This window comes from Terrabacter terrigena (assembly GCF_042676085.1).
GTDB classification, from domain to species: domain Bacteria; phylum Actinomycetota; class Actinomycetes; order Actinomycetales; family Dermatophilaceae; genus Terrabacter; species Terrabacter terrigena.
In genome coordinates this window covers 324126-347473 of sequence record NZ_JBHTKH010000003.1, presented here as the reverse complement: position 1 = coordinate 347473, position 23348 = coordinate 324126, and the positions used below count along the sequence as shown (strand labels likewise).

Below are 23348 nucleotides of genomic sequence, written 5' to 3'. Positions count from 1 at the left end.
GCACCGAGGCTATGAGCCAGACGACCGATGATCAGGACCCAACCACCGCGTGAGCGGTGCTGTCACCCTGACACTGACCCAAGGCTAGGCGGCCCGACGCGCGGCCGAAGACCTGGACCGCAGGGCGGGCGCCATGGAGGATCGCGGTGGACGAGGCTGGTGCCTCGACGGTCGACCGATCCCGGCGACCACTCCCACAGATCCACCCCGACGACCCGAGGAGCCGCGATGTCGCGCACCAGAGTCCACAACTTCTCCATCTCGCTCGACGGCTTCGCCACCGGTGAGGGGCTCTCGGTCGACGCCCCGTTCGGCCATGCCGGCCACCGGCTGCACGAGTGGATGACGGCGACCCGGTTCTGGCACGGCCTGGGTGTCGTCGAGCAGGGTGAGGGCGCTGCGGGGAGCACGGGCGCGGACAACGCCTTCGCCGAGCGTCACGAGCACGGCATCGGAGCCGAGATCATGGGTGCCGGCAAGTTCGGGCCGCCCGGCTGGCAGGACGACGCTGAGTGGCGCGGCTGGTGGGGCGAGAACCCGCCGTTCCACACGCCGACCTTCGTCCTGACCCACCGTCCCCGCCCGTCGCTGCCGATGGAGGGCGGGACGACGTTCCACTTCCTCGACGCGTCACCGGCGGAGGCGCTCGACACCGCGCGGGAGGCAGCCGCGGGGTTGGACGTCCGGATCGGTGGCGGCCCGACCGTGGTGCGTGACTTCCTCGCCGCCGGGCTCGTCGACCACCTGCACGTCGTGCAGGTCCCGATCCTGCTCGGTCGTGGGGTTCGGTTGTGGGACGGCCTGGAGTCCCTGGAGCAGGGTTACGCGGTCGAAGCGGTGTCGACGCCGAGCGGCGTCACCCACCTCACCTTCACCCGCTGAGCCCGCGGGCGTGGTGGTCCTGGGCGCGCGTCATCCGTGCCGGTCTGTGCCGCTACACGGCAGCGCGGACGTTGCGGATCGGCGTGGCAGCGAGGCCCGCCGCCACCGCCGCGAAGACTGACGCCGCGACGCGGCTCGAGCAGCCTTGGCAGGAACGACATCTCGGCGGCGCCGTTGATGACCGCGGCGGTGCCGGAGAGCGTGACGATCACCATGAGGGTCGGCAGCGACAGCAGCTCGAGCCACCACAGGAGCGGGACCGTGAGGAGCAGGACCGCCTGCACGATGTACGTGCCGACCATCAGGGGGAGCCGTCGCCTGCCGTCGACGAGCAGGCCGAGGACCAGGTACGGCAGCGACCGCGCGGCGTTGAGCCACCCGACGTCTGCTGCCGTGCCGTGCAGGACCACCACCACGAGCGCCTGCAGCGACAAGAGCGTGACGTATGTGCCCAGCCCCGACACGGCACCTGGCCTCCCAGAAGCGCGAGAAGTCCCGCGAGCCCCAGGGGCGGGTGCCGGTCACGGCCGAGAGTCTTGCATGCCTCCCGGGTCGATGGTCAGGACGTGTAGTAGCCCATGAGGTCGGAGATGACGTGCGTCGACCCGGCAGCGTTGTACACGTTGACCAACCCGCCGCCGGCGGTGCCGGTGGACGCCGGGTTCGTGATCGTCCTGCCGGGCATCGTGGAGAGGGTCGAGGTCGCCGGCGGGCTCTGCCCCGACCGGTAGAGGGAGACCCACCCGTAGGCGGTCGAGATGCCGCTGGTCGACAGCGCGGCGCCGGTGACGGCATACGTCGTGCTCGGGATGCCGAACGTGGCGGCTCGCCCGGCAGCCAGGGGCGCCCGGGCGGCGACACCCCATCCGACCCGGGTGTCCAGCACCCGCCGCGGGGCGACCGCGACGAACCGCGCACCGCGACCGTCTGCGTAGTAGCCGGCGGCGTCGACGACGAGGTCGAGCTGCCCCTGCGACACGGTGAGGGTGACCCGGCCGGTCGAGTCGACGGGGATCGTCACGAGGTTCGCCACGGGGCCGCGGTCACCGACGTAGAGGTGGGGGACACCCGGGCGGGTCCAGCCGGCACGGTATGCCGTGACGTAGGCAGGCGTTGAGACGTTGAGGGCCGTGAGGTTGAAGGTGACCGCCCTGGTGCCGCTGGGGAGCCCCGGGACGGTGAACGTGGCCGGTCGGCTCGGAGTCACCTTCAGCCGCGGGGCGCCGTGCCCGGTCCTCGTGTCGACGAGGCGAGAGGGGCGGACGTATGCCGTGTAGCCGGCTCCCGTGCCGGTGCGGAAGTAGCCGTCGAGGTCGGCGACGAGGTTGACGGACCCCCTGGCGTTGTAGAGGCGCACCGTGCCTCCGGGCGCGACGCCGACCGTGACCTGCGTCGTGACGAGTCGACCCGGAACGAGGTTGAGGTTCGCCGTGAGACGCCGCGACATGTTGGCCGGATAGGCCGTCACGGTCGTCGGCGCCGTGGCATCGAGGGCCGTGACGTTGAGGGTGACGGCGGTGGCCGACGAGGGAAGCCCGGGCACCTTCAGCACGACCGAGGTGTTGGCGGGGACCGGGCGCTTCGTCGTTCCGAGCCCGGTCCTCGTGTCGAGGACGCGGTGGGGCGTCACCGGGACGAAGACGGACTTGCCGACGACGTACTGGTAGGCCCGCCAGGTCGCCGCGGCTGACGACCTGATGGAGGCCACCTGCGGATAGGCGGCGTCGCCCGGGCAGCTCGTGAGGCTGAGGTCACGGTGGCCCATGACCCGTGGCTTCGTCACCCGCACACCCGCGTCGTAGCGCGAGCTGCCGTTGGAGGTCAGCACGACCGACGAGGCGGGGTTGAATCCCGATCGGTCGGCCTGCCACGCGATGGTGCGGCTCACGGCACTGGTCACGGCGGCCGGGAACCTCACGCTGGTGAAGGTGCCGATCACCGAGACGCCGAACGTCTCCTCGTTGAAGCCACCGGCATGGGCGCCCTGGGTGAAGCCGGTGAGCCCGCCCTTGCGACCTTCGTAGATGCGGCCGAAGCGGTCGACGAGGAAGTTGTAGCCGATGTCGCACCAGCCGTGGGTCTGCGTGTGGTACGCGTAGATGCCGCGCACGAGACCCGGGGCCTGCGCCGCGGTGTAGTCGTTCGCGTTGACCGTGTGGTGCACCGCCGCGGCCTTGAAACCACCCAGCGCATCCGGCTGGCACGGCATCATGCGGTCGTCGGCGCCCCACTGGGCGCGGGACACGATGGTGGGCTGGGGGACGGAGGCGACGGACGCCGTCGATGCGGTCGAAGCCGTCGACACGGCAGACGTCGAAGCCGCGGCCGTGCGGGCCCCTGACGGCGTCGCGCCGCCCGGCGCGGTGGCCGTTCCGTCGGACGTGGTCGAGGTGCCCACGGGGGACGCTGCGACGGCGGCGTCGGACGCTGCGCTCTTGGCGTCGACGAGGCTCAGCGCCAGGTTGCGTGGGGCCGCACCGCCGTCGGAGAGGACGCGCACCTGGACGGCGTCGGAGCCCGCCGCGGTGAGGGGGTCGGTGCCGGCGCGGGCCCGCCCGCTCTCGGCCGTGCCGGGGTCCGGGCCGTGGCCGTCGTCGACGTCGAGACCGATCCAGCTGCTCCAGCCGTCCTTCGCGTGGGTGCGCGCCTCGACCGTGAGCCCGGCCGGCGCGGTGCCCTGGTAGGTGACGCCCATGACGTCGAACTTGGTGCCCGAACGGCTCACGGCTGCGACGACCCTGCGTGAACCGGACGTGCCGGAGCCGTTCATCGCGTCCGGTGACGCGGCCGGCGCCGCACTGCGTGCCGCTGGTGCCGGGGACTGGGACGGAGTCGTCGCGGTGCCCGACGGGGGCGCGACTGCCGGGATCGGGACCCTGGTCACCGTCGGTGTGACGGGCGCAGCCGCCGCAGGTGCCCACCGTGCCGCCGAGACGGCTCGGACCGGCCCCGGCGCCGCCCCCGAGACGGCGCCAGGACCCGTCGACGGGACAGCGGCGGCCGTTCCCACCAGCGAGCCGGTGGTGGCCAGTGCGATCTGAGCGACCAGGGCGAGGGCCGTGGTCGCGGCGGCGCGGGAGATGACGAGGTGTGGACGCATCGGTGACTCCTTCACATCAGGACTGTCGTTCTGTCCCGTTCGTCACACTATGCGTCGCCGACGGACTCGCCCAATGGCCCCCACCTGTGAATCAGGCCCGGACTCGGTCAGCAACAGCCCATCGGCAGGTAAGTTTCTCGGCCGGCCGCCGGAGCTGTCGTCGACGCGGCTCCGGGGCGAGGTGCGGCGAGGGGACCCCCGCCGGGCCGGTGCTCGCGTGTGAGCTGCCGCGTGACCCGAATGCACCGACTTGATGCATGTGTCGCCTTTTCGCACAAGGGAATTGGCGCTCCAGTACCTGCGACCTCACCAATCCTGAGACGGGGGCGGTGTGGTTCTCCATACTGGTCGAGGACCGTATATGCCGAGGGGGCGCGGGACGAGATGGCAGGGGGATAACGGGGACGATCATGAGTCTGACTGTCGGGCTGGACCCGCGAAGCGAGACGCTGCAGGACTGCATCAGGGTGCTGGTGGTCGACGACCACCAGGCCGTCGCCTCAGCCATGGCCCTTGCCATCGGCATGGAGCCGGGGCTCACCTCCGTGGGTTCCGCCCACAGCGCCTCCGATGCCCGCGAGCTCGTCGAGGAGCTCTCCCCGGACGTGGTGGTCATGGACGTCCTGCTCGGTGACGCCGACGGTATCGACGTCGCGGCCGAGATGATCCGCGGGAACCCGGGGCTGCGCGTCGTGGTGCTGACCGGCCACGTCGACGAGGCACTGCTGCGGCGTGCGGCCGAGGCCGGAGCGGGGGCGTTCCTGCTCAAGGACGGCGCCCTGGCGGACCTGCTCGAGGCCATCCGCACGTCGAGCCTCGACGGGCTGGTCGTCCATCCGCGCGTCATCCGTGACCTGTTCCGCGAAGCGGCCCCCGTCGCCACGACCGCCTCCCCGCTGACGGCACGGGAGACCGAGGTGCTGATGCTGTTGTCCGAGGGGCACAACACTGCCTCCATCGCGGGGAAGATGGGCATCACGCGACTGACCTGCCGCGGTTACGTGAAGAACCTGCTCGTGAAGCTGCACGCGCACTCGCAGCTCGAAGCGGTGGTCAGCGCGCGGAAGCACGGGTTGATCGGCGCCTGACGGTGGCTGCGCAGGCTCCCTCCACGCCGGCAGCAGGCAGACGGACCGTACGCAGTCGAACGGTTCGGCGCTTCGTCTGGTGGGGTCTGCTGGCGCTCGCGTTGTGCAGCCTTGGGGTGAGCCTTGCGGTCAACACCGCCGCGAGTGACATCGCCCTCGAGGACGACAGCGCGCGCGGCGTCTCCTTCGCGCGCAACGTCGTCGCGCCGCTCGTCAACCGCGCTGTCAGGAATGGTGACCGGGCCGCGTCGGGCATCCTGGACGCCGCCATGAACAGTCCCCTGAGGGACGGCGCGCTGGTGAGGGTCAAGGTCTGGTCGCAGGACGGCCACGTGGTGTGGTCCGACGCTGCGCGCCTGCACGGCGAGCGCTTCGTGCTCGAACCCGAGGAGGCGGCACTGTTCGGAACGGACGCCGTGCTGGCCACCTTCTCGGACCTCTCCAAGGCGGAGAACGCCCAGGAGCAGGCGTTCGACGAGCTGCTCGAGGTGTACGCCGCGGCGCGCGACTCGGACGGTGTCCCGATCCTCGTCGAGTCGTACTGGAACACCGACCGCATCGTGCGCGACGAGGTCGTCATCTCCATCCGGACGGTGCCGCTGGCCCTCGGCCTGCTGACGCTCTTCCTCCTGACGCTGGCGCCTCTGGCGCTGTCCCTCGCCCGGCGGCTCGACAAGGCGCAGACCGACCGCGTGGCGCTGCTGCAGCACGCCCTCGCAGCGTCCGACACGGAACGACGCAGGATCTCGCGGGAGCTGCACGACGGCGTCATCCAGGACCTGACCAGCCTGGGCTACGTGCTGCCCGCGGTGCGCAAACAGCTGCCGGACGCGGCCGGCCCGGAGAAGGAGGTGCTCCGGTCGCTCGACGAGCGCCTGAGGACCGACATCGCATCCCTGCGCGGCATCATCACAGACCTCTACCCGGTGAGCCTGGCCCGCGAAGGGCTCGCCGCCGCTGTCGAGCAGCTGGCAGCGCCCGCGCGGACGCGGGGGATCGAGGTACTGGTCGAGGTGCAGCCGGGCCTGCAGGCCGTCTCGCGGGAGGCCTTGCAGCTGGCCTACCAGGTGATCCGGGAGGGGCTGCGCAACGTGGTCAAGCACGCCCGCGCCTCGTCGGTGCGCATCGTGGCCGTGCGGGACGGCGGGGACGTCGTCGTGACGGTGGACGACGACGGGCTCCGCGGGCCCGAGGCCGCACCCGGAGACGGGCACCTGGGCCTCCGGCTTCTCGAGGACTGCGTCACCGAGATCGGCGGTTCCTTCAGCGTCGGAGCGTCCGGCCTCGGCGGGACGCGCCTCGCTGCACGCTTTCCCGCGATGTTCGTGTGGTCCTGGGCGCGCTGAAGCCTCGGGGCGTTCCGGGGACGCAGAGCGCCCGCTCGACACCCCCGTTTGAGGGGTACCCCGCACCCCCCGGTTGCGGGGAGCGCATCGCCCCCGCCGGGCACTGTTGTGGCACAAGCGGGTTCGTCACGCTCGACTCATGGGCAACGGGGACAGCCTGCGGACGTGCAACGAGCCGGTGACGGCTGCGCCACGTCGCTGCGCGGGTGGTCGGACGGTCGTGACTCCCACGGCATACGGCCTCGCGACGACGCAGGGCGCATCGAGCTGCGCGCCGCGTCGGGACATGCCGAGCACGTCACGCGACGGCCGCATGCGGCCCCCGCGTGGGAGCTTCACGGCGGCCGGTCAGGTCGGCGGCACTGCCGCCGACCTGACCGTGCGACCGAGCGCACGGACCCACCGAGGCCTTGAGAGGACCCGCGCACCACGCAGGTGCGGGTCAGGACATCCAACTAGGCAGGTGTGGAATGAATCGCTTCCTCTGGAAGTACCCCGGGCGTCCTTCCGCCCGGGTGACCGAGCATGCAGGTCGCGGCGATGTGGCGCGCTCGTGGGGGCCGTCCCTGGCCGGTCGGTTCCGCCGGGTTGCCGCGGGTGTCGCCTTCGTCATCCCCGTGGCGATGGTGGCGCCGTCGGTCGCGACCCAGGCAGCCCCGGCCCCCGTGGGCAACGGCTTCGTGGTCACTGCCGGTGACCTGACCTTCATCCTCAAGCAGATCAGGATCGCCGAGCGGCACTCGGCCACGTTCACGGCCGACAACCCGTGTGGCACCCTCGTCGGCCCTGCCGCGGACCAGATCCCCGACCGGCTCACGTCCTACGGCCTGCGCACGACCGACGGGTCGTGCAACAACCTGTTCGCGGGCCGCGAGACGTTCGCCGCCGCGGACCAGCCCTTCCCGCACCTGGCGGCACCGAAGCTGCGAGACGCCGAACCGATCACGCCCGCCTTCCCGGTCGGTCCGCCCGGACCCACGAGCTACAAGCAGCAGAGCCCCGGCAACGTCGTCGTCGACTCCCAGCCCAGGATCGTGAGCAACCTCGTGGTGGACCAGACGTCCACGAACCCTGCCGCCGTGGCGGCCGCAGGGTTCCCCGTGCGCACCCAGGGCAGCCCGGGCAAGTTCCCGTGCACCACCGACCCCGACCTGTCCGCCACCCCGCCCGTCGAGGGCGTCCCGGCCGGCTGCGTCCCGTCCCACCAGACCTTGTTCATCCCGAACGTCACGACGGACGTCGGCCTGTCGCCACCGTTCAACTCGATGTTCACCTTCTTCGGCCAGTTCTTCGACCACGGTGTCGACCAGACCGTCAAGGACCAGGGCACCGTGTTCGTGCCGCTGCGGGCGGATGACCCGTTGCGGACCCTCGGTCCGGACGGCAAGGCCAACACCGGTGACGAGGTGCCCGCCTCACAGGCCTTCATGGTGCTGTCGCGCGCCCAGGTGAGGCCCGGCCCTGACGGCATCTTCGACGACGACCCGGCGACGCCCGCCGTCGACGAGAGTGCCGACAACGTCCCCGCCGACAACACCGACTCCCCGTGGGTGGACCAGAGCCAGACGTACACGTCGCACTCGTCGCACCAGGTCTTCCTCCGCGAGTACTCGATGGTCGCAGGCAAGCCCGTCTCGACCGGAAAGTTCCTCGGCGGGTTGCCGGCCGGCCAGACCTACCCGGGTTCACCCGACGGCCAGGACGGCATCTCCACGTGGGCATCGGTGAAGAAGCAGGCGGCCGAGAAGCTCGGCCTGCAGCTCGTCGACACCGACGTGACCAACATCCCGATGCTCGCCACCGACCCGTACGGCAACTTCATCCCCGGTCCTGCGCGCGGCCTGCCGCAGTACGTCACCGCCACCGGACTCGTCGAGGGCGACATCGCCAGCCCCGTTGCGGTGCCCGCGAACGTGCGGCACTTCAACACGCCGTTCCTGACGGACATCGCGCACAACGCCGACCCGAGCAAGCAGGACACCAACCACGACGGCGTGCCCGACACGTTCCCGACGCCGGACGCCGACACCACCCCGTCGGCCGACTTCGCCCACCAGCCCCCCGGCACCTACGACGACGAGATGCTCAACGCGCACTTCGCCTGTGGTGACGGCCGCTGCAACGAGAACATCGCCCTGTCGACGATCCACCAGATCTTCCACTCCGAGCACAACCGCCTGGTGGACGACATCACGAACACCCTCAACGACCCGGCCAACTCGGCCCTGCTCGCCGACTTCCAGGCGGCGCACCTGCTCAACGGCACCGACATCAGCTACGGGTTCGGCGGCCGGCTGTTCCAGGCGGCCCGGTTCGTCACCGAGATGGAGTACCAGCACCTCGTCTTCGAGGAGTTCGCGCGCAAGATGGTGCCGGCCATCCGGCCCTTCCACGTCTACTCGCCCGACATCAACCCGGCGATCGAGGCCGAGTTCGCCCACGCGGTCTATCGTTTCGGCCACTCCATGCTCGACGACGGCGTCGCGCGAGCCGACACGAGGGCAGACGGTTCGAGGCTCGACAACAGCCTTCCGCTGCTGACCGCCTTCCTCAACCCGCCGGAGTACTTCGACAACAAGGTCGACCCGGCACACCCGGTCTACACCGCCAGGGAAGCCGCAGGCGCGATCGTCATGGGCTCCTCGGACCAGACCGGCAACGAGATCGACGAGTTCGTCGTGGAGACCCTGCGCAACAACCTGCTGGGTCTGCCCCTCGACCTCCCGACCCTCAACATGACGCGTGCCCGTGACGCGGGCGTGCCACGGCTCAACGAGTTCCGCCGTGCCGTGTTCGCGGACACCAACGACGGCCAGCTCGCGCCGTACGGCAGCTGGACCGAGTTCGGTCAGCACCTCAAGCATCCGGAGTCGCTCATCAACTTCGTCGCCGCGTACGGCACGCACACCACGATCACGTCGGCGACGACCCTCAAGGCCAAGCGGGATGCCGCACGGGCGATCGTGGACCCGAGGCCGGCGTCGCCGGGTCCGGACGGCATCTTCGGCACCGACTGCGGAACGGCGACGGCCACGGCAGCGTGCGCCGACGACGTCCCCGCAGACGTGCAGCCCGTTGACGCGGCGGACTTCATGTTCAGCAGCGGCGCGTACGCCAATGACGCCAGCGGACGCACGACCACGGGTCTCGACGACGTCGACCTGTGGGTGGGCGGCCTCGCCGAGGTCACGAACCTCTTCGGCGGCCTGCTGGGCACCACCTTCAACTACGTCTTCCAGGGGCAGCTCGAGAAGCTGCAGGACGGTGACCGCCTCTACTACCTGGCACGCACGCCGGGCATGAACCTGCGCACCCAGCTCGAGGGCAACAGCTTCTCGGAGATGATCCAGCGCAACACCGAGGGCACCAACACGCTGAAGGCCGACGTGTTCGCGACCGCGGACTGCAAGTTCCAGCTGGGCGCCATCACGGCATACAGCGGACTGCCGACCATCACCACTCCGCCGATCACGTCCGCCGGGGCGGTCAACGACGACCCGAACACCGACTGCGACGAGAACCAGCTGCTGCTGCGCTCGCCGGACGGCACGATCTCCTACCGTCAGCGCAACGCGCTCGACCCGCCGGGGATCAACGGGCAGAGCGTCTACAACGGCACTGCCGGCGTGGACCGCGTCAAGGGCGGCAACGACAACGACACCGTGTGGGGTGGACCGGGCCGTGACGTCATCGACGGGCAGGGCGGCGACGACGTCGTGCTCGGCGGCGACGGCGACGACATCATCACCGACCTCGACGGTGCCGACACGCCGAAGGGCGGCCCCGGCAACGACGCCATCGACGCCGGCCCCGGGGACGACATCCCCATGGGCAACGAGGGCCAGGACTTCCTCAACGGCGGCGCCAACGACAACGAGACGTTCGCCGGTCCCGGCAACGACTTCATCATCGCCGGCCAGGGCGCCGACGCCGTCTTCGGAGACGGTGGCGACGACTGGATCGAGGGTGGCTCCGGGCAGGACCTGCTCCAGGGCGACCACGGTGCGCCGTTCTTCGACGACCCCGCCGAGACCGCTCCGGGCAACGACATCTTCATCGGTCAGGTCGGCGAGAACGACTACGACGCCGAAGGTGGCGACGACATCATGTCCCAGAACGCGGCCATCGACCGCAACGCCGGGGCAGGCGGCTTCGACTGGGCGATCCACCAGTACGACACCGTCGGCGCCGACGACGACATGAAGATCAACCAGATGCTGGCCGGGCTTCCCCTTCCCGTGGTCGTCAACCGCGACCGCTGGCAGGAGACCGAGGCTGACTCCGGGTCGGCGTTCAACGACGTCATCCGGGGCGACGACCTCGAGCGGGTCGTCGGCGGGTTCGGCTTCAGTGGCTGCGACGCGCTCGACCCGACCGGCGTGGCCAGGATCGCGGGCCTCGAGAAGCTGGTGACGGCGTTCCCGTCGCCGCTGCAGCCCGTGCTCGACGTGTCGCCGTTCGGCTCGTGCCCGCTCAAGGGCTCCGGAGGAACTCCGGCCGACCCCGGCAGCGGCACGGTCTGGGCCGAGGGCAACATCCTCCTCGGCGGCCAGGGCAGCGACCTGATCGAGGGCCGCGGCAACAACGACATCATCGACGGCGACCACGCCCTCAGCGTCGGGATCTCCGTGCGCGACCCGAACAACCACGCCGTCGAGCTCGGACGTACCGATCTCATGGAGAACGTGGCCAAGTCGGGGTCCTTCGGTCCCGGCACCACGGGCATGACGCTCCAGCAGGCCGTGTTCGCCGGACTGGTGAACCCCGGCGACCTGGTCGCGGTCCGAGGGATCGACATCCCGGCGAGCAGCAGCACGCCCGACGCCGGCCTCGCGGGTGACTGCCCGGCTCCCAGTGCGGACGGCACCGTTCACCTGCTGTCGACCACGAAGAACTGTGACACGGCGCTGTTCACCGGAGTCACCGTGACCCCGACGACGATCAATGCCGCGTACACGATCAGGGCAAACGCCAACGGCAGCATCACCGTGACCGACAACGCGTTCGCCGCCGCGGCCGACCTCTTCGCCAAGGGCGACGGGATCGACACGTTGTGGAACATCGAGAACCTCAGGTTCTGCACCGGCAACGACGCAGTGACGAAGAACTGCAACGCGTTCACGGACGTCTCAGTGGCCCCGCACGCCCTGGTGACGCCGACGACGCTGGCGTTCCCGAACACCAACGTGCGTGCGACCTCGGCCGCGCGGAACATCACAGTGGTGAACACCGGAGTCGCCGCCCTGCGGGTGACCGCAGTGACGGTGACGGGTACCGACCCCGCCTCGTTCACCGCCACTCCGGCGGCGGGCTGCGCCTCCATCCCCTCGGCTGGATCGTGCGTCGTCGCAGTGAGGTTCGCTCCGCAAGGGGCCGGCCCCAAGTCCGCGACGGTGACCATCGTCACCAACGCACCTGGCGCGTCGCCCACCGTGGCCGTGTCGGGAACGGGAGTCGCCGTGGTGCCCACGGCGCCCACCATCGGCACGTCCGTCCGCGGGAACACGCAGGCAACCGTGAACTGGACGCCACCGGCCAGTGACGGCGGTTCGCCGATCACGGGCTACCAGGTACGCGTGGTGTCGGGAGGCGTGCAGCAGGGTGCCCTGCGGCCCGCCGCTGCAGGCACGACCAGCCTGGTGGTCACCGGCCTGACCAACGGCACGGCATACCGGTTCCAGGTCCAGGCCCTCAACGCGGTGGGCGCAGGAGCCTTCTCGGCCCTGTCGGCCCCGGTCACTCCGGCCACCACGCCGGGCGCGCCGGCGTCGATCACCGCAACGGCCGGTGCCGCCGGTGGGGCGCGGACGGCGACGGTCAGCTGGACGCCGCCCACCAACACGGGCGGTACGGCGATCACGGCCTACACGGTCAGCGCGTACCGGGTCACGGCCGGCACCGCGGCCGCGACGCCCGAGCAGTCGGTCGTCCTCGGCCAGGGCGCGCGGACTCGGAACTTCACGTTCACGAGTGCCGCAGGGACGAGCTACCTGTTCGAGGTCGTCGCCACCAACGCCGTCGGCAGCGGGCCCCCGGTGCGCTCCGGGGTGGTGGTGCCCCAGTGACGGCAGCCTCCTGCCGGCCGCTCGCCGCGGCCGGCCGGGGTGGCTGAGACCCAGCCGGAGTCATGTCTGAAGACGTGGAAGGGGCGGCCCGAGCGATCGGACCGCCCCTTCCGCGGCGCCCGTCCGGGCCGGGCGGACCCGGCGGCATACGGTGTCGGTCATGGAGCGTCGCGTCGACCCTGAACTCGCAGCATGGCTCGACCTGTCGGCGGGTGTCGCGGGAGACATGCTGCTGGCGGCCCTCGTCGACGCCGGCGCGGACCTCGAGGAGGTGCAGTCGGCCGTCGACGCCGTCATCCCAGACACGGTGCGACTCGTGGCGCACGAGGTGCAGCGGGCGGGGATGCGTGCCCTGAAGGTCGATGTCGAGCTGCTCGTGGCCGACCAGCACCACCGTTCGTGGTCGGTGATCCGTGACCTCCTGACGACGGCGTCGCTCGACGAGTCGACACGGCGGCGTGCCGTCGCGGTGTTCAGCGCCCTCGCGGAGGCCGAGGCACGGGTGCACGGGGTCGGCGTCGGCGACGTCCACTTCCACGAGGTCGGCGCCTGGGACTCCATCGCCGACGTCGTCGGCGTCTGCGCTGCCCTCACGGCCCTGGGTATCTCGGCGGTGACGACGTCGGGCATCGCCCTCGGCTCGGGCACGGTGAGCGCGGCCCACGGGCGCATCCCTGTGCCCGTGCCGGCGGTGCTGGAGCTGGTCCGGGGCTGGGAGGTCGTGGCCGGTGGTGACGGTGAGCTAGCGACGCCGACCGGGGTTGCGCTGGCGACCGCTCTCTCCACGGGGCAGGGTGGCCTGCCCGTGCTGCGGGTCACCACCAGCGGTGTGGGGGCGGGCACCAAGGACGCGACCGGACGGCCGAACGTCGTCCGGGTCGTCGTCGGTCATGGCCCGGCCGACCCCGAGTCGGCCGGTCTCGAGCCGACGGGCCCGGAGCTCGCCGAGATGGTCCTGCTCGAGGCCAACGTCGACGACCTCGACCCGCGCGTCTGGCCCACGGTCATCGACACGCTCATGGACGCGGGCGCCGCCGACGCATGGCTGACGCCCATCGTCATGAAGCGGGGACGGCCGGCCCAGCAGCTGTCGGTCCTCACCGACGCACGACACCGAGCAGCACTCTGCGACATCGTCCTGACCGCGACGAGCACCATCGGGATTCGCGAGACGCCGGTGCGGCGATCGGCGCTGGCGCGGGGGTGGTGCGACGTCGACGTCGACGGGTGCCGCGTCGGCGTCAAGGTGGCCCACCGCGACGGTCGGGTCGTCACCGCGACGCCGGAGTTCCGTGACGTCGAGGCGGCCGCCCTCTCCCTGGGTGTTCCCGTGCGCCACGTCCTGGACAGGTCGGTGGCTGCTGCTGTGGGCGCTGGCCTGGTCGCGGGTGCGGCCGTGCCCGAGGGCCTGCGCCTGCAGTCGTGACGTCACGTCGTTCCCTGGTCGCCCGTCGCGGCAGGGGCGTGGGGCTCCGCCGGGTCAGCGGGCGGCGATCTGTGCGGCCAGGTGACCGCCGCCGTAGCCGTTGTCGATGTTCACGACCCCGACGCCGGGAGCGCACGCGTTCAGCATCGTCAGCAGGGGAGCGATGCCGCCGAACGCGGCGCCGTAGCCCACGGAGGTCGGCACGGCCACGACGGGTGACCGTGCCAGGCCGGCGACCACGCTGGCCAGCGCACCGTCCATGCCGGCGACGACGACCAGCGCCCCGGCCCGGTCGATGAGCTCGCGGCGGGCGAGCACGCGATGGATGCCGGCGACCCCGACGTCGACGACGAGCTCGACGGGGCGGCCGAGGTGCCGGGCGGTGAGCGCGGCCTCCTGCGCCACCGGCAGGTCGGACGTTCCGGCGCACAGGACGACGACGAGTCCGCCTGTGGGAGAGGGAGGTTCGGCAGGCCAGATGACCAGGCGCGCTGTCTCGTCATGCAGTGCTCCGGGAAGCTCACCCAGCACGGCGGCCGCGTGCTCCTCGGAGGCGCGGGTGAACAGGGCCGTGCCGCTCGTCTCGCCAGACGCGTACGCCTCGGCAAGTCGGTGGGCGATGGCTCGCACCTGCTCGGGGGTCTTGCCCTCGCAGTAGACCGCCTCGGGGTAGCCGCGTCGTGCGCCACGGCCGAGGTCGAGCTCGGCGACACCGTCGAGCGGCGACTCAGCCACGGGTCACCTCGACGAGCGGCAGCGTGAACGCACCCGACTGGATGCCGGCGAGGTCGAGCGCGACGAAGCGGAAGCCCGCGGCAGTGACGCCGGCCACGAGCCGGTCGCGCACGTCGGGTGACACCGCCCGGACCAGGTCGTCGGCAGGCAGCTCGACGCGAGCCACGTCGCCGTGATGTCTGACCCGGCTGTCGACGAAACCCATTGCGCGCAGGGCATGTTCGGCCGCCTCGACCTGTGCAAGGCGAGTGGCGTCGACCTCGGTGAAGTGTGGGATGCGCGAGGCCAGGCACGGCGCCGCGGGCTTGTCGGCGTTCGGCAGACCCAGGGCCCGCGCGAGCGACCGCACCTCGGCCTTCGTCAGGCCGGCGTCGGCGAGCGGACGGAGCACCCGGTGGTTCGTCGCGGCGCGGGCCCCGGGACGATCGGGCCTGCGCGCGTCGTCGGCGTTCTCGCCGTACGCCACCGCGACGAGCCCGTGCCGGCCCGCCACCTCGTCGGAGATCCGCGTGAAGAGCTCGTCCTTGCAGTGGAAGCAGCGGTCGGGGCCGTTGCGGCGGTAGGCGGGGTTGTCGCCCTCGTGGGTGCTCACCTCGACCAGCGCGACGCCGAGGTGGGCCGCCACGTCGTGGGCCCCGCGCCGCTCGTCGGCTGCCAGGCTGGGGGAGACACCGAGCACCGCGACGACCTGGTCGACACCGAGGGTCCGTGCCGCGAGAGCGAGCAGCAGGCTCGAGTCGACACCACCGGAGAAGGCCACTCCGACGCGCCCGACCGGGTCGGACGGCATACCGGCTCGGAGTGCGTGGGCCACGCGGGCCGACAACGGGGCGAGGTCGCTCGGAAGGTCGGCGCCGTCGTCGTCCGTCACGGTCACGCGGGTCGTCATGACCCCCACCTCACGCCTCGACCTCGCTCCGGTCGCCCGACCACAGCGTGTGGAAGGCTCCGGCGCGGTCGATGCGGCCGTAGGTGTGGGCGCCGAAGTTGTCGCGCAGCCCCTGGACCAGCGCGGCCGGGAGCCGCTCGGCCCGCACGGTGTCGTAGTAGCCGAGCGCGCTCGAGAAGCCGGGCACCGGCACGCCGGCGGTGGTGGCGAGGGCCACGACGCGACGCCAGGGGTCCTGCCGGCCGGCCAGGCCCTTCGCGATGCTCGGTGCGACGAGGAGCGTGCGCAGCCCGCCGGCGGCGTACTCGTCGCTGATCTGGGCGAGCAGGCGGGCGCGGATGATGCAGCCACCACGCCAGATCCTCGCGACCGTGGCGATGTCGACGTCCCAGCCGAACTCCTCGCTCGCCTTCCGGATCTGGTCGAGGCCCTGGGCGTACGCGACCACCTTGGACGACCAGAGAGCGTCGCGTACGTCGTCGATCAGCTGTCGGCGATCATGAACGGAGACAGCACGATTCGGGCCCGTGAGGGTGCCTCTGGCTGCGTCGCGCACGGCCGAGTCGCCGGAGGCGGAGCGAGCGAAGACCGACTCGGCGATCGTCGACACCGGGACGCCGAGCTCGAGCGCGGTCTGCACGGTCCAGCGGCCGGTGCCCTTCTGCTCGGCCGCGTCGGTGATGAGCTCGACGAGCGGGCGGCCGGTGGCGGCGTCGACCTGCGACAGCACGTCCGCGGTGATCTCGATGAGGAAGGAGTCGAGCTCACCGGTGTTCCACTCGCGGAAGACGTCGGCGATCTCGCCGGCCGTGAGACGGGCAGCCGACAGCACGTCGTAGGCCTCGGCGATGAACTGCATGTCGGCGTACTCGATGCCGTTGTGGACCATCTTCACGAAGTGTCCGGCGCCATCGGGACCCATCCAGGCGCAACAGGGCTCGCCGTCGACCTGGGCGGCGATCGACTCGAGGATCGGTCCCAGGGCGGCATACGACTTCCGCGACCCGCCCGGCATGATCGACGGACCCTCGAGCGCACCGACCTCACCGCCCGAGATGCCGGTGCCGACGAAGTGCAGCCCCTTCTCGCGCAGGCTCGCCTCACGGCGGCGGGTGTCCTCGAAGTGGGCGTTCCCGCCGTCGACGACGATGTCGCCCTCCTCGAGCAGGGGGACGAGCTCGTCGATGACGGCGTCGGTGGGTCCTCCTGCCTTGACCATGACGATGATCCGCCTCGGTCGCTCGAGCGAGGCGACGAAGTCGGCCGTCGACTCGGAGGGCACGAAAGTGCCCTCCGACCCGTGCTCCTCGACGAGCACCTGGGTCTTGACCCAGCTGCGGTTGTGGAGGGCGACGGTGTGGCCGTGGCGGGCGAGGTTGCGGGCGAGGTTGCTGCCCATGACGGCGAGGCCGGTCACACCGATGGTGGCGAGGTCAGACACGAGGACTCCTTGAGTGGGGAGGACACGACCGTATGCCGCGTGGCCCGGGGCGGGAAGGGCGCGGTCGCGGTGGCGCTGTCACGATGGCGCCCGGGGCTTGGGCGACGGTGCTGCGCGCTGGGCAGCGGCGGCTGCCCTGGGCTTGCGGTCGCGCTGGGTGAGTGTGGCGGCCGACGGACCGCCACGACGGTGGACCCCCACTCGTGACGCGGAACTGCAGGCGACCTCGTGGCGGTCCGTCGGTTCCGCACGAGGCGGGCGTCCGCAAGCAGCTCCAGCTCAGGGCCCTGCGGGCCCTGCGAGCAGGTCCGCAAGTGGACCGGCGAGGGTGCCGGTCTCGACCAGCTCGGTCGCGAGGTCGCTGATCTTGCGGTTGCCCTGCTGGCTGGCTGCGCGCAGGCGCTCGAGGGCCTGACCCGGTGGGATGCGCAGACGCTCGGTGAGGATGCCGATGGCCGCACCGATGGTGCGGCTGTTGCGCAGCGCCACCTCGAGGTTGTCGGCACGGTCGCCGCTGATCTCGGTCGCGATGGCCAGGGCGGCGTGCTCGGTGAGCAGGTGTGCCCGCTCGAGCGCCGCGCCGTCGAACGCGCCGGGCTGAGCGGCATACATCGTCAGCACGCCGACGGTCGTGTCGTGGACGCGGATCGCGATCGAGAGCACGGACCGGACGGGTGTCTCGCTCAGCATCCCGTCCCGGTACGCGGCGTACTGCTCCTCCAGGGCCAGGTCGGGGCAGTGCACCGTGCCGCCACTCGAGAACGCGGAGATCCCGGGGCTGTCGCCGGCCTGACCGGCGATGCGTGCGACGATCGCCCCGAGATCCTCGTCGGAGCTGGTCGAGTGTCTCGCGGGATGGTTGCCCAGGTGGGGACTGACGGCGACCGCCGCCCACTGGCAGGGAACCAGGTCGACAGCGCTGTCCACGATCTGCCGGAGCGTGGGCGCGAACCCCTGCGCTTCTATGAGACTCCGCGCGAGGGAGGCGAACTCGTAGGCCGACGGCGAGGTCAGGTCGGTCATGCGAGCATCATCTCACCCGGGCACGGCCGACGGGGCGATCCCAGGTCGACGCGCTCCGGGCGCATCCCGGCGCCCGGGCCGGTCGGCAATCAGGGACTGCTCGTCCGGCGAGCCAGCTGCATCCTCGGCCTTCACGGTCGTGGGGCAGCCCCGCCGCCCGGGTACGTGCCACCGGAGCGGGGATCCCTCACCCCGCTCGCGAAGGAGCTGACCGTGAACACCTGGCGAGACGACACGACGACGCGACTGCACGCGCTGGGACGGGCGCTGCGTCAGCCCGGCCCGGAGCGCGACGCGCTGCTGCTGCTGTTCAAGGCCGCCGTCGCGGCAGTCGTGGCCTGGCAGTTCGCGCTGCACGTGCTGCACAGCTCGGTGCCGTTCTACGCGCCGATGGCGGCGTTGCTCGTGGTCGACCGGACCATGGTGCGTTCCCTGGCCGCGAGCGTGCAGCGCATCGCGGCGGTCGTGCTCGGTCTCGGGGTGGCGTGGGTGGTGGCACTCCTGGTCGGCATCACCTGGTGGTCGATGCTCGCGGTGCTGCTCGTCGCCCTGGTCATCGGGCGCTGGGGCCGGCTGGGCGATCACGGCATCCAGGTGCCCGCCATGGTCCTGCTCTCGTTCATCACCGTGAACGGGACAGACGAGCAGTTCACCTACCTCACGATCGTGGAGACCATCGCGGGCGGCCTCATCGGGGTGGCGGTCAACGCGATCGTCTTCGCGCCCCTGCACCTGACCAAGCCTCGTCAGCGCGTGGCCGCCCTGGCCCGACAGGTCCATGACCTCCTCACGGAGATGGCCGACGGGCTGCGCGGTGAGTGGAACCACGACAGCGCGCAGGCGTGGTACCGGCGTGGCGATGCGATCGCCGACCGCGCGCCCCTCGTCATCGAGGACATCCACACCGGGCGCGAGAGCACCCGCCTGAACCCCCGTGACAACCTTCGACCGGCCGACGTCGACTGGGAGGGCTACGAGCACACGGTCAACGCACTGCGCCGGATGCTGTGGCAGGTCACCGGCATCGCCCGCACCCTGGTCGACGCGGGCGACGACGCCCACCAGCAGCCGGCGCCCTCGCCGACCTTCCTGCACCGCTATGCCGATGCCCTCGCCGACATGGCGGACGCCGTCGAACAGCTGGGCCTTCACGGCGAGACGGCCGACGCCAGGTTCGGTGACGCCACACGTCGGGCCTTGAAGGTGCTCGAGGAGCTGCGTGAGGAGGTTCGCACCACCCCCCTGGCTGATCCTGAGGCGTGGCCGGTCTACGGGTCGCTCATCAGCGACTCCACGAGGGCCGTACGCGAGCTGCAGGCCTCCTACGACGTGGCCACGGTGCCCACGGACTCCGGACCGCTGCGGGTCGCGCGGACGTCGGGTCGAAGGCGACGCCGGACGTCCTAGCCGGCCGTCACCGGCACGGGGTCCTCCGCGTGTTGCGGCTCATGCAGAATCCGTCGCCACACGCCAGGAGCCGTCGTGTCCCCTGTGCGCGAGGCCCAGCCGTTCGAAAGCCTCGAGCCAGCCCTCCATGGGCCACCAGCCCCAGCGTGCAGCGAAGCGGTTCGCGTTCGCGACGATGTCGTCGACGTGCTGTGTGGGCGGGTCGGACGTCGGGTGGTGCTGGTGGTAGGCGCGTGCGCCACCCACCCAGGTCATGGCGCCACCGTGACGTGCCAGTCGCTGGCCGAAGTCGGTGTCCTCGCCGCCGTAGCCGACGTAGGCCTCGTCGAAGCCGCCGGTCTCCGCCCACGTGCGCGCGGTCGTCGCGAACGAGAGGGACCAGAAGAGACGGAGGTCGTCGGCCGGGCGTACCTCCTCCGGGGCGAGCACGGGGCGTGCGGGGTGGGGCGCCGCCAGCGCATCGAGATCGAGCTCCCGGTAGTCACCGTTCGCCGGTGCCGGTGGCAGGTACGCGACCTCGCCCGCCCAGACGTGGGGTCGGCTGCCGCCCGCGCCCGCCATGACCGCGCAGTACCGCTCGACGAGACGCGATGACGGGATGCAGTCGACGTCCAGCACGACGAGCCTGTCAGCCCCCGCGTCGACCGCTGTGGCCACACCGAGGTTGCGCGCGGCGGCCAGCGGAAGCCGCCCGTCGACGCGGCCGACCGACGGGACCAGGGCCTCCGGGCGCGAGCCGGGCCAGGAGTCCGCCCGCACCGCCGCCTCGACGTCGCCGTCGTCCATGGCAACGACGACGAGCAGGTCGGGCGCTCGGGTCTGCGATGCGAGGCCACACAGCAGCCCGGACAGGTGGTCGTGCCTGCCGTGCGCGATGGACACGACGGCCACGCGTCCGGGGCTCACGACGGGACCCGTGTCGGGACCTGTGTCGGGTCGGTCGGGGCGTCACGTCTGGTGCCGGCGAGCGCATCGAGCCTGCCTGCCGCCGCGGCGGCCCCGTGGCCGGAGGACCACTGCGCCCATCCGTGACCACCGGTGGCGAGGGCACGGTGCAGCAGTCCGGGCCAGTCGCTGGGGTCGCTGGGCCACCGGCGCAGCCCGACGCCGGCACCGAGGCGCTCGACCGCCGCTGCGGTGGCTCCCTGCTCGTCGAACGGCCTCTGCTGGGGCACGACGACCGCCGGTCGACGTGCGGCCGCCACGTCGGCCACGGCTCCTTGACCGGCGTGCGTGACCACGACGTCGGCAGAGCGCAGATCGGCCCAGAGGTCGGGGGAGGGCGACCGCGGGCTGCATTCGACCCACTCCCAGCCCGGGGTCGCTGCTCGCGCGGCGGCGACGTCGGAGGCGCCCACGTCCGTGCCGCCGGCACCCCAGACGAGCAGGACCCTGAGCGGCTCGGTACGCCGCGTGGAGGTCGGTGCCGTTGTGCCGTCGGGTGGGACGCGCGCGTCGAAGCGGGAGATGCCGCCGACGGCCCAGAGCTTTCGGCGCCACTCGTCCGGCCACCCCGTCGTGTGTGCCCCCGCCGGCCACGGCGCGAGGAGTGCGTGGGCCATGTCGTACGCGAGCCGGTGGGCCCGGTCCGACCGGACCCCGGGCATCGCCACGACGACGACTGGAACACCCGCCAGGCGGGTGAGCGCGGTGACCTCGACCGAGACGTCGACGACGACGAGCGAGGGCCGCGCCTCGGCGAGCCACGCCGTGAGCTGCGCCGTGCGCCCGGCGAGGCCCGCGTCGTGGAGGGGCGCCCAGTGCAGGGTCCCGTGCGCCGTGACGTCGCGCGCCGCGATGTCCGTCGGATCCGCGGCGTCGTCGCGTTCGAGACGCACCCATGGGCCGTGCCAGCCGGCGGGCCCTGGCATCGACCCGAGTCCGGTGACGGGGGACCGCAGCTCGCGGGAGATGGCGAGGAACCTCATGAGGTGTCCGATGCCGTGGTGGTGGACGTAGTAGCCGATCACGCGGCCCCCACCTGCGGGATGAGCGAGCGGTAGACGCTGAGGTAGTCGTCGACCATCCGGCTCACGGAGCAGCTGGCCTCCGCGTGGGCGCGGCACATGGCGCGGTCGAGGCCCGCGGCGCGTTCGACGGCCTGGGCAGCGCTCTGGTCGGAGACCCCCGGCGGCAGCAGCACGCCCACACCCGGGTGCACGAACTCGCCGAGCCCTCCACGGTTCAGGGCGACGACCGGCGTTCCGCAGGAGAGGGACTCAGCAGCGACGAGGCCGTAGGGCTCGTCCCACTCGGGGGTCACGAGGGTGACAGCACTCGACCCGAACAGGGTGACGAGCTCGTGCGTGGCAAGGTGTCCCAGGTACTCGACGTCCGGACCGAGCAGCGGGGCGATGCGCGCCTCGAAGTAGGCACGGTCCCCGACAGGGCCCGCGATCCGCAGACGGCGACCGGCCGACCGGGCCATCGCAACAGCCCGGTGCGGGGCCTTCTCGGGCACGATGCGGCCCGCCCAGGCGAGGTCGGTGCCGCCGTCGCCCGGCGTCCAGCGGCGCACGTCGATCCCGTTGTGGACCACCCGGGCCCGCGTGACGTGCGACCACGAGCGCGCGGTGTGCGAGCTCACTGCCGCGAAGTGGTTCTGGGTGCGCCCGTTCCTCGGCGTCGCGATGTCGACGGCGGGCTCGAGCCACGGTGTCGGTGGCGTGTGCAGGGTCGTGAGGACGGGCATGGGCAGCGAGTCGGCCATGGCCACGGGCAGGTGGTGGAGGCTGTTGTTGTGGACGATGTCCACGTCGCCGCGGTGCCTCAGGGACAGCATCAGCTGGAGGTACGCGTGGTGCGTGCGGAGCCACGCCTCCGGCACCATCGCGACGTCGGTTCGTGCGACCTGGCTGAGCCATAGGGGCGGGACGTCCAGGTACGTGACGTCCAGTCCGGGATCGCTACCCGGGGCGGCGAAGACCGTCACGTCGACGTCACGTTCGCGCAGGCCTCTGGCGAGGTGCCACGTCAGCGACTCCAGCCCGCCGGCGAACGGCTCGACGATCGGGTAGCTCGATGCGGCGATGATCACGACGTGCACACGGCACCCCTGGTCCGCGCTGTCGCAAGCACGTCCGCATAGACCTGCTCGTGCACGCGTGCGATCTCGGAGCGCTCGCGTCGCCGCTCGTGGGGATCGGCTCGCCACTGTGGGCGCTCGTCGAAAGCCCGGCGCAGGGCGACTCCGAGCGCGGGCGCCCGGGACCCGACCCGCTGGGCGCTCGGTACGGCATACGACAGGCACGGCCGCTGGTCGGCGTAGTAGCCGCAGTCGGGGGCGGCGACCACCGTGCCGAGGTCGTAGCAGGCCTCCAGCCACCCCGAGTGGGTGCCGAAGCGATAGGGCAGCACCGACACGTCCAGCGACTGGAGGTAGTCCCACAGCTCGTCGTCGGTGAAGTAGTCGTGCACGTACAGGTCGACGAGGCCCGCCGCCTCGAGTCGGCGCAGGTGCGCCTCGACGTCGGCTGCGTGACGCTCGTGTCCGGGCGTCATGACGTCCGTGTGGGCGTCCACCCGCAGCCGCGCCCCCGGCAGGTCGCCCAGGACCTCGACCACCTGGTCGACGACGGGAAGCGGGTCCATGCCGGCGCGCAGGCTCTTCACGTGCACGCCGATGACGAAGCCCTCGTGAGGCGGTCGCGGCCGTGCGGCACGCTCCTCCTCCACGACGTGTGGGTGGGGGACCACCAGCGCCTCTCGCGCCCACCGCCGACGGATCTCCGCGGCGGCGCCCGTCGTCAGCGTCAGCACGGCGTCCGATGCCTCGACGAGCACGCCCAGCTGGGCGTCGTGCAGGGTCGGCTCCACGTGATGCGGGTTCCGCAGGTCGTGGACGGTCACGACGAGCGGCCGGTTGTTCCGTCGCAGCTCCGCAGTCAGCTCCGCGAGCTCGGTGGGCGATACGGCATCGAAGCCGAAATGGACGTGCATGAGGTCG

17 protein-coding genes are annotated in these 23348 nt (G+C 71.6%); 7 read left to right on the top strand and 10 right to left on the bottom strand.

What is annotated here, in order from left to right:
- Positions 1–228 precede the first annotated feature (228 nt).
- A complete protein-coding gene (locus tag ACFQ2V_RS07525) occupies positions 229–882 on the top strand; it encodes a dihydrofolate reductase family protein (RefSeq protein ID WP_386052039.1) in 654 nt (217 codons plus the stop codon).
- Here the strand turns inward: ACFQ2V_RS07525 and ACFQ2V_RS07520 are convergent.
- Together ACFQ2V_RS07520 and ACFQ2V_RS07515 are read right to left on the bottom strand one after the other, a co-directional pair.
- Positions 822–1316 (bottom strand): hypothetical protein, encoded by a 495-nt coding sequence (locus ACFQ2V_RS07520; RefSeq protein WP_386052038.1) that lies wholly within the window; start codon positions 1314–1316, stop codon positions 822–824. The genes ACFQ2V_RS07525 and ACFQ2V_RS07520 overlap by 61 nt on opposite strands.
- A gap of 125 nt (positions 1317–1441) precedes the next feature.
- Positions 1442–3607 (bottom strand): N-acetylmuramoyl-L-alanine amidase, encoded by a 2166-nt coding sequence (locus ACFQ2V_RS07515; RefSeq protein WP_386052037.1) that lies wholly within the window; start codon positions 3605–3607, stop codon positions 1442–1444.
- Here ACFQ2V_RS07515 and ACFQ2V_RS07510 point away from each other — a divergent pair.
- The 5 genes from ACFQ2V_RS07510 to larC all read left to right on the top strand — a co-directional run bounded on the left by ACFQ2V_RS07510 (position 3576) and on the right by larC (position 13907).
- Positions 3576–3923, top strand: a complete 348-nt coding sequence (locus tag ACFQ2V_RS07510) for a hypothetical protein (protein ID WP_386052036.1) — start codon at positions 3576–3578, stop codon at positions 3921–3923. The genes ACFQ2V_RS07515 and ACFQ2V_RS07510 overlap by 32 nt on opposite strands.
- A gap of 469 nt (positions 3924–4392) precedes the next feature.
- Positions 4393–5070, top strand: coding sequence for a response regulator transcription factor (locus ACFQ2V_RS07505; RefSeq protein WP_386052035.1), 678 nt, complete (start codon positions 4393–4395; stop codon positions 5068–5070).
- A gap of 116 nt (positions 5071–5186) precedes the next feature.
- Positions 5187–6416 (top strand): sensor histidine kinase, encoded by a 1230-nt coding sequence (locus ACFQ2V_RS07500; RefSeq protein WP_386052034.1) that lies wholly within the window; start codon positions 5187–5189, stop codon positions 6414–6416.
- 470 nt (positions 6417–6886) lie between these two features.
- Entirely contained in the window at positions 6887–12481 is a 5595-nt protein-coding gene (locus ACFQ2V_RS07495) for a peroxidase family protein (RefSeq protein ID WP_386052033.1), read from the top strand.
- 160 nt (positions 12482–12641) lie between these two features.
- On the top strand, positions 12642–13907 hold the full coding sequence (gene larC, locus ACFQ2V_RS07490) for a nickel pincer cofactor biosynthesis protein LarC (protein ID WP_386052032.1): 1266 nt from the start codon (positions 12642–12644) through the stop codon (positions 13905–13907).
- 54 nt (positions 13908–13961) lie between these two features.
- On the opposite strand, the gene larB is transcribed toward larC, so the two are convergent.
- The 4 genes from larB to ACFQ2V_RS07470 form a co-directional block, all read right to left on the bottom strand.
- Positions 13962–14642, bottom strand: a complete 681-nt coding sequence (larB, locus tag ACFQ2V_RS07485) for a nickel pincer cofactor biosynthesis protein LarB (protein WP_386052031.1) — start codon at positions 14640–14642, stop codon at positions 13962–13964.
- Complete coding sequence (gene larE / locus ACFQ2V_RS07480) at positions 14635–15531, bottom strand: ATP-dependent sacrificial sulfur transferase LarE (RefSeq protein ID WP_386052030.1); 897 nt, start codon at positions 15529–15531, stop codon at positions 14635–14637. The genes larB and larE overlap by 8 nt, the downstream gene beginning before the upstream one ends.
- Positions 15532–15541: 10 nt before the next feature.
- The gene (gene gndA, locus ACFQ2V_RS07475) at positions 15542–16930 is read right to left on the bottom strand and encodes an NADP-dependent phosphogluconate dehydrogenase (RefSeq protein WP_386052053.1); all 1389 of its coding nucleotides are present in this window, start codon (positions 16928–16930) and stop codon (positions 15542–15544) included.
- 321 nt (positions 16931–17251) lie between these two features.
- A complete protein-coding gene (locus ACFQ2V_RS07470; RefSeq protein WP_386052029.1) occupies positions 17252–17995 on the bottom strand; it encodes a GAF and ANTAR domain-containing protein in 744 nt (247 codons plus the stop codon).
- Between the two features lie 213 nt (positions 17996–18208).
- Here ACFQ2V_RS07470 and ACFQ2V_RS07465 point away from each other — a divergent pair, with 213 nt between their 5' ends.
- A complete protein-coding gene (locus ACFQ2V_RS07465; RefSeq protein ID WP_386052028.1) occupies positions 18209–19402 on the top strand; it encodes an FUSC family protein in 1194 nt (397 codons plus the stop codon).
- Between the two features lie 39 nt (positions 19403–19441).
- On the opposite strand, the gene ACFQ2V_RS07460 is transcribed toward ACFQ2V_RS07465, so the two are convergent.
- Genes ACFQ2V_RS07460 through ACFQ2V_RS07445 form a run of 4 tightly spaced genes read right to left on the bottom strand, consistent with a single transcriptional unit; the run spans position 19442 to position 23341 of the window.
- On the bottom strand, positions 19442–20308 hold the full coding sequence (locus ACFQ2V_RS07460) for a glycosyltransferase family 2 protein (RefSeq protein WP_386052027.1): 867 nt from the start codon (positions 20306–20308) through the stop codon (positions 19442–19444).
- On the bottom strand, positions 20305–21372 hold the full coding sequence (locus ACFQ2V_RS07455; RefSeq protein ID WP_386052026.1) for a glycosyltransferase: 1068 nt from the start codon (positions 21370–21372) through the stop codon (positions 20305–20307). Before ACFQ2V_RS07455 ends, ACFQ2V_RS07460 begins: the two co-directional genes overlap by 4 nt.
- Positions 21369–22448 carry a glycosyltransferase family 4 protein gene (locus ACFQ2V_RS07450; protein WP_386052025.1) on the bottom strand — a complete coding sequence of 360 codons (1080 nt, stop codon included), beginning with the start codon at positions 22446–22448 and terminating at the stop codon, positions 21369–21371. Before ACFQ2V_RS07450 ends, ACFQ2V_RS07455 begins: the two co-directional genes overlap by 4 nt.
- Positions 22436–23341, bottom strand: a complete 906-nt coding sequence (locus ACFQ2V_RS07445) for a glycosyltransferase family 1 protein (RefSeq protein ID WP_386052024.1) — start codon at positions 23339–23341, stop codon at positions 22436–22438. The genes ACFQ2V_RS07450 and ACFQ2V_RS07445 overlap by 13 nt, the downstream gene beginning before the upstream one ends.
- Positions 23342–23348 lie beyond the last annotated feature (7 nt).

What these genes read in the sequence shown, in the direction of transcription:
- ACFQ2V_RS07525 (WP_386052039.1), top strand. Translation starts at nt 229, where the DNA reads ATGTCGCGCACCAGAGTCCACAACTTCTCCATCTCGCTCGACGGCTTC.
- ACFQ2V_RS07510 (WP_386052036.1), top strand. Translation starts at nt 3,576, where the DNA reads ATGACGTCGAACTTGGTGCCCGAACGGCTCACGGCTGCGACGACCCTG.
- ACFQ2V_RS07505 (WP_386052035.1), top strand. Translation starts at nt 4,393, where the DNA reads ATGAGTCTGACTGTCGGGCTGGACCCGCGAAGCGAGACGCTGCAGGAC.
- ACFQ2V_RS07495 (WP_386052033.1), top strand. Translation starts at nt 6,887, where the DNA reads ATGAATCGCTTCCTCTGGAAGTACCCCGGGCGTCCTTCCGCCCGGGTG.
- larC (WP_386052032.1), top strand. Translation starts at nt 12,642, where the DNA reads ATGGAGCGTCGCGTCGACCCTGAACTCGCAGCATGGCTCGACCTGTCG.
- larE (WP_386052030.1), bottom strand. Translation starts at nt 15,531, where the DNA reads ATGACGACCCGCGTGACCGTGACGGACGACGACGGCGCCGACCTTCCG.
- gndA (WP_386052053.1), bottom strand. Translation starts at nt 16,930, where the DNA reads ATGGGCAGCAACCTCGCCCGCAACCTCGCCCGCCACGGCCACACCGTC.
- ACFQ2V_RS07470 (WP_386052029.1), bottom strand. Translation starts at nt 17,995, where the DNA reads ATGACCGACCTGACCTCGCCGTCGGCCTACGAGTTCGCCTCCCTCGCG.
- ACFQ2V_RS07445 (WP_386052024.1), bottom strand. Translation starts at nt 23,341, where the DNA reads ATGCACGTCCATTTCGGCTTCGATGCCGTATCGCCCACCGAGCTCGCG.